General features: G+C 51.3%; 7 protein-coding genes. All 7 read right to left on the reverse strand.

Going from position 1 to position 13,377, the window contains the following annotated elements:
* Window positions 1-212 precede the first annotated feature (212 nt).
* On the reverse strand, window positions 213-3,347 hold the full coding sequence (locus AC0YNS_RS20355; protein WP_475782801.1) for an alpha-mannosidase: 3,135 nt from the start codon (window positions 3,345-3,347) through the stop codon (window positions 213-215).
* A gap of 3 nt (window positions 3,348-3,350) precedes the next feature.
* The gene (locus tag AC0YNS_RS20360; RefSeq protein ID WP_475782802.1) at window positions 3,351-5,663 is read right to left on the reverse strand and encodes a glycoside hydrolase family 3 N-terminal domain-containing protein; all 2,313 of its coding nucleotides are present in this window, start codon (window positions 5,661-5,663) and stop codon (window positions 3,351-3,353) included.
* A gap of 75 nt (window positions 5,664-5,738) precedes the next feature.
* A complete protein-coding gene (locus tag AC0YNS_RS20365) occupies window positions 5,739-7,397 on the reverse strand; it encodes a type 2 periplasmic-binding domain-containing protein (protein ID WP_475782803.1) in 1,659 nt (552 codons plus the stop codon).
* 148 nt (window positions 7,398-7,545) lie between these two features.
* Complete coding sequence (locus tag AC0YNS_RS20370) at window positions 7,546-8,445, reverse strand: carbohydrate ABC transporter permease (protein WP_475782804.1); 900 nt, start codon at window positions 8,443-8,445, stop codon at window positions 7,546-7,548.
* A 14-nt stretch (window positions 8,446-8,459) separates the two neighbouring features.
* Window positions 8,460-9,365, reverse strand: a complete 906-nt coding sequence (locus AC0YNS_RS20375; RefSeq protein WP_475782805.1) for an ABC transporter permease — start codon at window positions 9,363-9,365, stop codon at window positions 8,460-8,462.
* Between the two features lie 291 nt (window positions 9,366-9,656).
* Window positions 9,657-11,867, reverse strand: a complete 2,211-nt coding sequence (locus AC0YNS_RS20380) for a helix-turn-helix domain-containing protein (protein WP_475782806.1) — start codon at window positions 11,865-11,867, stop codon at window positions 9,657-9,659.
* A gap of 108 nt (window positions 11,868-11,975) precedes the next feature.
* Complete coding sequence (locus AC0YNS_RS20385; RefSeq protein WP_475782807.1) at window positions 11,976-13,358, reverse strand: alpha-L-fucosidase; 1,383 nt, start codon at window positions 13,356-13,358, stop codon at window positions 11,976-11,978.
* Window positions 13,359-13,377: the final 19 nt, after the last annotated feature.

The following is a 13,377-nucleotide window of genomic DNA, read 5'->3' on the forward strand; positions in this document are numbered from 1 at the left end:
CGGTCGGGTTCGACCTGTTGAGTTGAAATGTTGCCTTTTGTGAGCAACATTCGGTTAGGTACGACCTCTTGAGTTGAAATGTTGCCTTTCGTGCAACACTTCTTCTGTAAATGAGCTCGATTAGCGGAATAGGTTCGACCTCTGGAGGCTTCAAACACAAAGAGCTGTCCCCTAAGTGACAAGTCGCACTTTGGGGACAGCTCTTCTTTGCCCTATTCGAATCGAATCGTTTGGATCTCGTATGGCTTAAACGACAATGTCAGTACGCCGTCTGCACCGATGCTGCATGGTTCCAGCTCATCCTCAAGCAGATTCACGATGCTCGCCCGCTTCGTACCTGCCGGCAGCTGCACTTTCACTTGATCACGGCTTCCCGTCGATTCATAGAAGCGGAGAATGGTTCCTTCGCCGCGTTCTGCCGGTTTGACGGTATCCAGCAAGACCGTGCGGCTGTCCAGCTTCAGCATCGAGTGGGATGCCGGCAAGGCATTTGCCGATGCGCTGCTCTCCGGAAGACGGAGGGCAATCGCCGGATGGTTCAATTCCGCTGCCCTGCGCACAACCTCAGCCTGACGCCAGTCCTGCTCGTGCGGGAACAAGGAATACGTGAACTCATGCTCGCCCAGATCAGCCGTATTATCCGGCCATTTCGGAGCGCGCAGCAAGGATAGACGCAGCACACCGTCTTTCACGTCGTAGCCGTATTTGCAATCGTTCAGCAGGCTGACGCCGTAGCCGCCTTCCGATAAATCCGCCCAGCGATGGCCGCAGACTTCGAATTGCGCCTGCTCCCAGCTCGTATTGCGGTGTGTCGGACGCTCCATAGCGCCAAACGGAATTTCATAAGTTGCCTTCGTGCTCAAGACATCCACCGGGAATGCAACCTTCAGCAATTTATGGCTCTCATTCCACCGCACGCGCGTCTTGAAATCAACACGCTTCTGATGATGGTACAGCATGAGATCCTGCTCAATCACCGATTCGCCCAATCGCCACTCGAAACGAATGACGTCAAGCGCTTCGCCGGAGAGCACAAGCCGCTTCGAAATCAGCTCCGCTTCGCCCGCTCTGTATTGCTCAAACTTTGGATCGATGTCCCACGCGTCCCAGTATAACGGTCTGTCGTGGAAGAACTGCAGCTCATTCGCTTTCGCACCTTTTGGCAATAGCTCACGATTCGCCGCTTTGTCGAGCCAGCGGACGATTTCCCCGCGCTCATTAAATGCCAGCTTATAGTGAACGGTTTCCCACTCGTCCAGGGAACCGCCTTCGGCAGCTGCGGCTCGGCTCACCCGACGCTGCTTCGCCTCATCCCCTTTGGGCTCCCGCAGCCAGATCGTTGTGTAGCCGAAAGCCGGGATAGCGGAGACGGCAATCGACAACGCAAATTTGCCGCAATCCAGCTCAATCCGATCGCACGGCAGGCGATTGCCTTCGCCATCAAATGCACAAACGCCTACTTGATGCGCGCCGACTTCGAGAACGACCGTTTCATCGCGCTCCCAACCGAGACTATTAAACACGGCGTATGGCGTGCCTTCGCCGACAGCGCCAATCTCTCCGGCGACGGTAAGCATCGCTTGCGAGAGCCCTTGGTTGCCCAGCTCAAAGATTCGCTCGTATTCCGCAGCTGACGTGACATACGTTTCCGTAATCGCGGTACCCGGAATAATGTCATGGAACTGGTTAAGCATCATCAGTTTCCAGCCCTCGGCAAGCGCCTCCGTATCACCGCCGACTCCCGTATATGCACGAGCCAGCGAGCTCCAAATCTCCGCTTCGCGGTACAGCACTTCCGCTTTACGGTTGCTTCTCTTATTGCGGCCATGCGTCGTCAAGGTGCCGCGATGCAGCTCCAGATACAAGTCCCCATGCCACTCCGGCAAGGTGTGCGAGACTTCCTCCACGGATTCGAAGAAGGCAGCCGCCGTGCTGAAGCTGCTTGTCGGAAGACCCGGCATCAACGAGCCGCGCTTCGCGAACTCAATCATTTCGCGCGTTACCCCGCCGCCTCCGTCACCATGTCCGTACAGCAGCATCAGCTCGTTCAGCTTGTCCTTCTGACGATACTCTCTCCAGTGTTCCTCAACGTCTTTGGGTCTCGTGTGCTCATTAATGCCATGGTTCAAGTAAGAGACAATGGCAGTCCCGTCGATGCCGACCCATTGGAACAGCTCATGCGGGAACTTATTCGTATCGTTCCAATTCAGCTTCGTCGTCATGAAATAATCGACGCCTGCCAGCTTCAGCAGCTGAGGCAGCGACGCGCAATAACCGAACGTGTCCGGCAGCCATTCAATCGCCGAGCTCTTGTTAAACTCATCGCGGTAGAAGAGCTGACCATACAGCATTTGGCGAACGAGCGACTCCCCGCTTGGGATGTTAAGATCCGGTTCGACCCACATACCCCCGACGAGCTCCCAGCGGTCGTCTGCTATGGCTTGTTTGATTTTGGCATAGAGGGCCGGATCATGCTCCTTCACAAACGCATACAGGAGCGGCTGGCTCTGGGAGTAGATGAACTCCGGGTATTCCTCCATCAGCGACGTCATTGTCGAGAACGTACGGCTCGCTTTGCGCACCGTCTCCCGAACAGGCCACAGCCACGCGATATCGATATGGGATTGTCCGACCAGATGCATCTTGCCCTGCGACGCGTTCGCCGGGAATTGCTCACCGATAAGGTCGCGAAGTCCCTTCTCAATGGCAGCAAGCAGCTCCGGGCTATGCCAGCTATCCTCCGGCAATTGCTCCGCTTCTTTCATGGTCCCATACAGCGCGTCAAGCATCTGCTGGCGGCTGTAGTCCTGCTCCGGCAGCATGCGCATCGTCTCGTAGACGGCTTGAACACTGTAGAGCAAGCTCTGCGCCGCCTTATTCACGCGAACCAGCTTCACCTCATAATTCGTTACCGGCGATACCACAGGAGCTTGGTTGTTCAGTGGATCAACCGGCTCCGGAATGGGATCAAACAATTCAATCTCAAGGAGCGGCTCACGGCCCGCACCTTTGAGGTAGAGTGGAACGAAATCATGATTGCGATCCAGACCCTGATAAGACGCACCGTTCACGCGCAGCAGTCCCTCGCCGCCACCGCTCATCGTCAAACCGGCCGTTCCATTCTCCCAATGATCAGGAATCGAGATCTGCTTCTTCAGAAAATAAGTAATGCCATGCTTCCCGTCCAGACGTGTGTCCTTCAGGATACTTGGCTCCCCGCCGGGAAGCGTCTCATATTCGCCCGGCAAGCCGTAGCGAACCTTTCTGATCTCCCAATCCAGCAAAGTCGTCGCCTCTGCCCATTGACGCTCCGACAGGTTACGAATAAAACGATGAATGCGATACATTCCCTACACCTCACTTCGCACATGCAAAGATGTGCTGATTACGTCTTCTGCGTGTCTTCCGATCATCATCAGGAATTCCCCTGCTTCTACAAACGGCTTCAGGTTGACATCCAGCATTTGCAGATGCTCCTTACTTACGATGAAGCTGACGGTCTTGGTTTCTCCCGGCTCAAGCGCCACACGCTCGAAGCCTTTCAGTTCTTTCCCCGGACGGGTAATGGAGCTCACTTTATCGGAGATATAGAATTGAACGACCTCTGTACCTGCAACCTTACCGGTATTGGATACCTTTACGGAAACGACGGCCTTCCCATCCGGTGCGATCACTTCCGGGAATACAGCAAGCTCGCTGTATTCGAACCTAGTATAGCTCAGTCCGAAGCCAAACGGATAACGCGGCTTGGCATCCATTTCCAAATACCGCTTGCCTCGGGAGCGTTTGCCGTTATAGTAGACCGGAAGCTGGCCGACATGCTTCGGAACCGATATCGTCAGTCTGCCTGACGGATTGACGTCGCCGAACAGAATATCGGCAAGCGCGGCACCGCCTTCTTGCCCCGGATACCAGGCCTCAAGAATGGCATCGGCATGCTCGTCGATCCATGGCTCTACGATCGGGCGCCCGTTAATATAGACTACGATGAGCTTCTTGCCTAATTTATGAATTTCCTGCGCCAGCATAAGCTGTACGCCCATCAAATGAAGTCCGGTGCGGTCGATCCCTTCACCGCATTCCATATCGCTCCAAGCAAGCTCCGATACGACGGATGCGCCTGTGCGCAAATCGATCGTGCCTTCGCCAAAGTCTCGCGCGCTCGAACCGCCAAGCGCCAGTATGACCACATCGGCCTGCTCCGCGCAAGCCAAAGCGGAAGCGAAACCTTCCTTGGAATCGCCTTGAATTCTGCAGCCCGGGGCGTAGAGCACACGGTCCTGCGCTTGCTTGCCAAGCGCTGCCTTAATGCCGTCAAGCAGCGTAACGATTTGCTCGCGCGGCTGCGGCGACGTGTAATCGCCAAGCTGGTTGTAGATGTTATCGGCATTGGGACCGATCACGGCGATTCGGCAACTGCCGGCCGCTTTGGACAGAGGCAGTGCCGCGCTTTCGTTCTTCAGCATGATAATGCCTTGACGAGCGACCTCGCGCGCCAGCTCAGCATGCTCCCGGCAGCCGATAATCTTCCCGGCCGCAGTCGGATCAACATACGCACGATCGAACAATCCGAGCTCGAACTTGGCTCTAAGAATCCGCTCGACGGCCACATCGAGATCCGCTTCCTCAATCAAGCCGTTACGCAGCGCATCATGTAGATGTCCGGCGAACATCGCCCCCGACATCTCCATATCGATGCCTGCCTTGAGCGAGATCGCCGAGGCTTCTTCGCCATCCTTGGCGACATCATGTCCCCAAGCCAGCATGTTAATCGCTCCGCAATCGGTAATGACGAACCCGTCAAAACCCCAATCTTCGCGAAGCACTTGCTCCAGCAGCTCGGCATTCGACGTGCAAGGAACGCCGTCGATCTCGTTATAGGCCGGCATGATCGACTTTGCACCCGCCTCGACGCCTTTACGAAACGGAAGCAGGTCGACTTCATGCAGCTCCCGTTTGCCCATATGGGCAGGACCGGCATTGCGTCCTCCCTCTGAGGCGCCATAGCCGACAAAATGCTTCAGCGTAGCAATCACGCTTCCTTCTCCATCAAGCCGTTCCCCTTGCAATCCCTGTACGGCAGCAACCGCCAGCTCCCCGATCATGAACGGGTCTTCCCCGAAGCACTCCTCGGTTCTGCCCCAGCGCGGATCCCGTACGACGTCAAGCACCGGCGAATAAGTAGCGGCCCCGCCTTGGCTGCGGGTTTCGAGCGCAACAGCACGGCACATCTCGCGGTATAGATCCACATTCCATGCGCTTCCGATCAGAAGCGGAACCGGAAATACGGTAGCGCCAATCGCCATATGACCATGCGAGCACTCTTCACCAAACAGAATCGGAATACCGAGTCTGGACTGTTCCATGGCGAAACGCTGAATTTCATTCACCGCGCGTGCGCCTTCCTCTGGCGATAGCCCGTTCTCCAGCGTCACTTCTGTCCACGGATCGGCACGAAGCGTGCCATAGAGTGAACCGATGCCGCCTTTCTTCATCTGCTCTTGAAAGTCAGCGTCCAGCTCGATCGTACCATCAGCCCTCTTATGATACATTTTCCACCCGAATGGCTGGGTCATCTGACCGATCTTCTCTTCGACTGTCATGTGTGCCAGCAAATCACTTACCCGTTCAGAGATTGTAAGCGAAGCGTCTTTGTAACGCATAATACCTTCCTCCTTCATTCCTAACAAGAAAACACAAGGAAGTATGCCCGAAGGAATACTTCCTTGTTGTTTGATTTATTTCTTCTCAATTGCGGATTGATAAATTTGGATGTATTGCGGCAGGTTCAAACCATCGAACCCTTTCACGTAACCATCCCAATCTTTTTCAATGTCCTTGTCGCCGATGATGAACTGAGCCATGTTCGAATTGACATAATCCTTGATGGAAGTCGCCAATTGAGCGATTGTATCCGTATCTTCTGCTTTCACATAAGCGCCGGATGGGTAAGTTTCCTTCGGTGCATAGGCATCATATGCTGCTGTTGCATCTGCAAGGCGTTTCTCGTAACCCGCAGCTGTCAGCGGATCTTGAGCTGTCGCGAACAAATCGCGGAATTCCTTGGACAAGTCTTTAGGTCCAAGAAGCGACCAGCTATCATTGCGCACAACATTTTCGTCTAGCGGCTGCAGTCCGGAGAAGCTGTACTTCGCAGGTTGTCCGGAAATGTTAAGCTCGCCTGCTTCTGCTTTCTTCCAGCCAATGCCTTCTTTGACGCCATATTCGCTGAACAACGAGCCTTCTTCGCTATACGCATAGTCCATGATTTTGATTGCGGCGATTTGCTGCGCTTCAGACGCTTTGTTCGTAATGGCCATCGGGAACTCGCTGATCCCTTGGGATGTGCCTGCAAGTTGAACGCCGCCTGGGCCTTTTACCGGCGGTACGATAACCCAGTGCTTCTGACGCTCATCTTTATCTTCGTAAGCTTTAACCAGGTAGCTGACAAGAGCAGTCGTAATGGAACCTACGATTTCATCGCCCTCACGTTGGCCGAGTTGACCAACCGCTTGGTCGTTCTGTGTAAAGGATGCTTTGTCGATCAAACCTTCGGAGTACAGCTTGTGCATATAGGCCAAGCCTTCTTTCCACTCCGGCTTGTTCGCTGCAAAGTCTACTTTACCATCTGTTACCGTTAAATACTTATCATTATCGTTATAAATAAATGAATTCATTAGATAGGAGTCGATATTACCGTTCCAAACCGATTTGTTCGGAGCACCTGTCAATGGAATTTCATCTGCCTTGCCATTGCCGTTCGGATCTTGCGTTTTGAAAGCTTTCAGAACCGTATACAGCTCGTCAGTCGTTGTAGGAACAGCAAGTCCTACCTTGTCGAGCCATTCTTTGTTCATCCAGAACTTCTGTGCATGTGTACAGTGGTAACATTCATTCGTACGTGCAATGCCGTAAATATTGCCGTCTGGCGCTGTCATCGCTTCTTTCAGATAAGGCTTCTTCTCAAACATCGCTTTCAAGTTCGGCGCATATTTGTCAATGAGATCGTTAAGCGGAATAAGCACGCCTTGCTTGCCGTAAGTCATCAAGTCACCGGTCGTAAATTTCGCTTCCAGGAACACTTCCGGATAGTCGCCGCTTGCAAGCAGCAGCTGTCTACGGTCTACGAGTGCGTCAGTAGGAGCGACATCCCACTTGATTTTAACGTTGAATTTCTCTTCCACGAGTTTCGTGTAATCATTGTCCTCAAGCGGCGCTTTGCCTTGTGGTGCAAAAAATCCGATATCGATAGGACCAGAAGCCTCTTCAGTAGCTGCATTGTTTCCAGTTGTTTCATTGCCTGCACCGGCATTCTCTTTGTTGTTGCTGCCACATGCGGAAAGAACGATACTGCTGATCAATACGATCATGAGTGATACCCAGATGGACTTTTTCAAAACGAACTCCTCCTAGAATGAATAGTTTCGTTGCAGCTGCTCGAACTTCCCGAGCAGTTCCCCCTGATTGCCTGATTGCCGACGCGCTTCTGACTGATCGATGATGTCGTTGCCCCACCTCCACAATTAGTTCACACTATTGTTGAAGTTAGCCCTTTAAGGAACCAACCATAACACCTTTGACGAAATGCTTTTGTACGAAAGGATACATGATGAGAACAGGTACGCAGGCTACGACGATCAGCGCATATTTCAGCACCTGCTCGAAGCCTTTATCACGAAGACTCTGTGCGGTATTCGCCAGCATCGCCGGGTCAGCTGCATTAAGAATCAGCATGTTGCGAAGGACATATTGCAGCGGGAAAAGATGTTCCGATCTCAAGTAGATCAGGGCATCAAAGTAAGCATTCCAGTGGCCTACGGCGTACATCAGCGTCATTACGGCCAAGACCGGTTTGGACAATGGCAATACGATGCTGAGCAGATACCGTATATCTCGGCAACCATCCATTTGCGAAGCTTCTTGGAGCTCCTGCGGAATCGAGGATTGGAAGAAGGTTCGGGCGATAATGACTTGAAAAATGGAGAACGCTCCGGGGAGCCACAGCGCCCAGCGTGTATCCAGCATGTGTAAATTTTTTACCAACAAGTACGTTGGTATGAGTCCGCCGCTAAAGAATAATGTCACCATCATGAGAATCATGATGTATTTGCGGCCCGGCATCGTACGCTGCGACAGCGGGAAAGCCATGAGGACCGTAAAAGCGACGTTAATCAGTGTTCCGAAAATCGTATAAATAAAGCTGTTATAATAACCTGTCATGAGCTGCGAGCTCTGGAAGATCGACTTATAAGCTCTAAAGGAGAAGTCGACCGGATAAAGCCACACTTTGCCCGAAACAACGGCATCCGGCGAGCTGAGCGATGAGCTGAAAATATAAAGCAACGGATAAAGTACTGTCAGCGTAATTGCTGCAAGCAAGAGATAAAGACTTATCAGCAAGACACGGTCGCCGAAAGGTTCCCTGATTTTTTGTTTGATTGTCATAGACGGCCGCCTTTCTACCATAAGCTGTTTTGTGAAACTCTGCGTGCAACTGCGTTTACACCGACAAGCAGGATCAAGTTAATGACGGAGTTGAACAGTCCAACCGCAGAAGAGAAGCTGAAGTTCGCTCCAAGCAAACCAACCTTGTACACATAAGTCGAGATAACCTCGGACGTACTCAAGTTCAACGAATTTTGCATCAAGAAGATTTTCTCAAAGCCGACTGCCATGACATTGCCCAGACTTAGAATAAGCAGCGTAATGGTAATCGGGAGCAGGGAAGGCAAATCGATATGAATGATTTTCTTATACCGCGATGCGCCATCCATCCGTGCAGCTTCATAGAGCGAAGGATCGACGCTGGCCAATGCCGCGATATAGATGATGGATGCATAGCCCATTTCCTGCCACACGCCGGACCAGACATAAATGGATTTAAATAGCTTCGGCTCACCCATGAAGTTAACGGACTCCCATCCTAAGAAGGACATGACCCTGTCAATTACCCCGACATGCGGTGAAAGCATCAATATAATAATCGATACCATGATAACCGTCGAAATAAAGTGAGGCGCGTAAGTGATCATTTGAACCGACCGTTTAAAGAAGCCTGTCCGTATTTCGTTTAACGCCAGCGCCAGCAGAATCGGTATCGGGAATCCTGCCAAGAGCGAGTAGAAGCTGATGATCAGCGTATTTTTAATAAGGATTGGGAAGTTCGGCGAGCTAAACAAATTATCAAAGTGTTTAAACCCTACCCATGGGCTGCCCAAGATTCCTTTAATGACATTAAAATCTTTAAACGCGATAATTACTCCAAACATCGGTATATATTTGAAGATGATAAGATAGAGTACCGGTAGAAGGACAAGCAGGTATAGCTCCCAACTCCGCTTCATTTTGCCCCATGTCTGCGCCATCCGCATTACCCCTTTATTCAGTGTCGTATTCGATAGCTCGATTCTAGCCCGCCGAGGACAACACCAGCAATTCGTAAGATTCCGCGATACCACCTTTTTCGCACAGTGCACTGTTGACGGTTAGTAGCACGAGGAAATAAGGGTACTCCTCATTTTTCTACAGATGGACTTTTTCGCCCCCGTAAAGCGCCGAATTTCGTGTAGACACGGCCTTATACCAGGCTCTTAAGCGCAAAAAAACCTTGGTATCCGCCACTGTTGCTGGCATGACCCAAGGTTATAGAATGCCCATCACTTCTGCTGCTTGCGGTAATCACTTGGTGAAAGTCCCGCAACGTTCTTGAAGGCACGATTGAAGGAGTTGTAATTAAAATAGCCGACCTGCACGCTTATTTCCTGTAAAGATGTATCGGTAGTGAGCAGCAGCTGTTTGGCTTTATCCATTCGCAGTCCGATTAAGAAATCCACAAAGTTCCCGCCGGACTCTTCTTTGAACAGCTTGCTGATGTTCTTCGCATGAATGTTGAATTTGTCGCTAAGATGGTCAAGCGAGAGCTCCGGATTGGCATAATGCTCTTCAATATAGGCCCGAATATCGCTGATTACAGCCCGCGTCCGTTGGGAATCCTTAAGCGCCTGTAAGCGATCTGTAGCCGTTTCGAAGATTTCTGTGCAGCCCTGCTTCAATTCCGCTGCCGTTTCCCAACTTCTCCCAAGCTCAACCAGCTCAGCGCCTGCATCCTTCCACACATTCCGATAATCCTTGGACAGCTCCACAAACACGCGGCTAAGCTGCTGGTGCAGGAACTGCAGGAAGCTCTCGATTTCCTTCCGCGATGAGATGGAATCTTGGATTTGTTCGAACAGCTCGTCCAGATGTTTCTTCCAACCACTTTCAGCAAGCCTGATCGCCTGAGATAGGGAGTGAATGGTGCCAAAATAATCATGCACACGGAACTTAGACGCATCTAGCTCTGATGGCTGAAGCAATCTCCCCGTCCCGAGCACGGCTTTATATTGCAGTAAATTGCCTGCGAGCTCGTAGGAGCTCCGAATTCCTTCGAGACTGTGCGCCACAGCTCCTGAGCCGATCGTAACCGTGAAGCTCAAATTGCTGTGAACCCATTCCACGATTTGTCCGCCGATGTGTACGCTTAGTAGAGCTGCATCCGCTTCATCCGGTACCCATACGACAGCGGCCAGCTTACTATCTACAATCCACTCCGCCCAAACGCTTGCCCCGCTAAGCGCAGACATTTCCTGCGTAACGCTGGATACGACGAATTTGAGAATGGATTGATCCTGATGATGATAGTTCTCGATAAACTGCTGATAACGGTCAATTTCCAGAACAAGCACGAAAGCCTGTAAACCCGCCGGATTAATATGATAAGTAAGCAAATCCGCCTGCCATTCTGTCTCGCGAATAGGCACCCGTCCTTCCATGGCCTCATGAAAGCGATGCTTCTTCTTCAGAATAACTGTTTCTTTGTTCTGCTCCCTTGTCTTCGTCGTTTCCTCCATCAGATGCTCCAGCGCACCGCGGATAAACCCGAATTCATTGTCTCCGGTTTTGCCATCCTCCGGTTTAATTAACGCACTTGTGCGAATCAGGGAAACTAACTGACTGATCGGTTTATAATTGCGCCTCGTCACGTGGACGACCCAGATAACGCCCAGGAGAACCGCAACGATGGCAATGATGACCCAAATGCTATAGAAATTGAGGGCAAGCCGCGACAAAACCGAATCAACCGGCCCGCTCTCCACTTCCCATCCCGTATAAGGAGAAACGTAATGGGAAAGCACACTTCTGCTTCCTTGGCTTGCCGCGCTGTTATCCACTAAGCTGCTGCCAAGCTTGTCGCTGATGTGAACAAAAGTGAGATTCTGATTGTACATCGGCGTAATGGAGGCTTTCAATTTGGACAAGCTGACATTCACGACGATATAACCCTTCTTCTCCGTCGTAAAATGCGGATAATCCTGCACAAGCGTAATGACATCCTTCAGTTTCTCAGCCGTATAGGGTTTATAGCTTCTTTTTCCTGTCCATTTCCCCGGCGGCAGTCTCTGCTCTATGTAAGGTTGTATAAATGGCTTGTCCACGAAGTCTGCGGTGATGCCGGATCCGTCGCCAACGACGAAATCATCCTTTAACCGGATGAGATACGCGGAATCTATGATCGGATAATTAAGCTTCCAGTCATCCATGAGCGTATTCGCTTGCATCGTGATGTACACATCTTCGCTCTTCGCATTAAAGAACTTCCTTAGCTCCGCAGTCGAAAGCGTGTCCCGCAGGATGCGGTAATCCAGCGTTTTGAGCGAATTGTCTGTGAACCGTACAACCTGCTGGGCAAGAAATTCATTGGCCTTAATCGCTTCTTTGCGGTTCTGTTCATTCAGCGTTTGGAAGAAAACCACGAATAGTATGGTTACCACGACAAAAAACACGGGAAGATAAGATAATAGTAATTTACGGAACCAATTGCTGTTCATGTTCATCCCCCATTATCTTATGTTCCCGCGCTACCGGTTAAAAATACACTTTATTCTACACTAATCAATCGCTTATTTCCAATCCCCCAAGTAAAACGATTCTATCATTTACTTCGTAGCCATGCGGAAAACATGTGCAATCGGAGCTGCTCCGACAAGCTGACTCTTCGGAAGATGTACGATTATGCCTTCTTGATCCAGCGTGTAGAACACATTTTCTTCCGTTCCCACGAGCTCGATGCCCGTAATCGCTTCTGTATACGGAATTCGGATCTGTTCGGAAACCGGCGAATCTTCGCTTGCATACAGATACGTGCAGTATACGGTGTCACCTTTGCGCGTAAATGCACAATCACTAGTATAGTAAGGCGCGCAAATGCGCGTGCCATAGACCGCTTCGCCATACACTTTCATCCAAGCTCCGAGATCCTTCATGCTCTTCACTGCGCCTTTAGGCAATCTGCCGTCAGGCTGTGGTCCGACATTGAGCGCCAGGTTGCCGCCTTTAGCTACAACCTCCATCAAGATATGAACCAATTGGCGCGCCGACTTGTACTTGTCCTCGAAGCCGAACGAGAACGACGTACCAATCGTGATGCAGCTTTCCCATGGCACATGCAGCGGACGATCCGGGATCGTTTGCTCCGGTGTGACGTAGTTCTCATACGCGCCGCCAACTGTACGGTCAGCCGACAGCAGCCATGGCTGCGATGTCTGACGTGCACGCTCGACCACTTCTCCCAAACGAATATCTTGATTCACTTTACCGCCATCTCGTACCCAACCGGCATCCAGCCATAGAATGTCGATACGGCCGTAGCGAGTCATCAGCTCCATAATTTGCTCATGCGTGAACTGGACAAATTTCTCCCACATGGAAGGATGCTCCGCCGGATTGTAAGAAGGTCCGCGCCACATATGGCGGCCTCTCTCCATTCCCGGTGCCCAGTAATAAGGGGTATTCCAGTCCGCTTTAGAGAAATACGTCGCGATCGCAAGCCCTTTATCACGGAAGGCATCGAATACATTCTTGCAAATGTCCGCGTAACGGTGCGCATGGAAAGGCGTTTCCTTGCCAGTAATGCGGTAATCCGTCGTATGCGTGTCCCACATGCAGAAGCCATCGTGATGCTTAGTCGTGAAGATCAAATATTTGAAACCGCCCTCGGCAGCTACTTCAGCCCACTTCTCCGGTTCGAAGCGAATCGGATTGAACGTCTTGTTCAGCGCGAAATACTCGCGTTTCATTTCTTCATAGTCATTCGTCCAATCGACGTCGTTTCGTGCCCAGTCGCCGTCTTCGTCACTAAGTGTCCACGATTCCACCATGCCGATTTGGGAATAGGGACCCCAGTGCATCATCAAGGCGAGCTTCTGATCCTGGAACCATTCCAGACGCTCCAAGGTTATAGGGTCTGTCGGTTTGACCCATTCAGATTCACTGCTATAATTATGAACGCCATTTTCCACTTCATGTACGGTTTCACTCATGTATTTAGCCTCCTTAATA

The organism is Paenibacillus sp. J22FR21 (assembly GCF_056269135.1).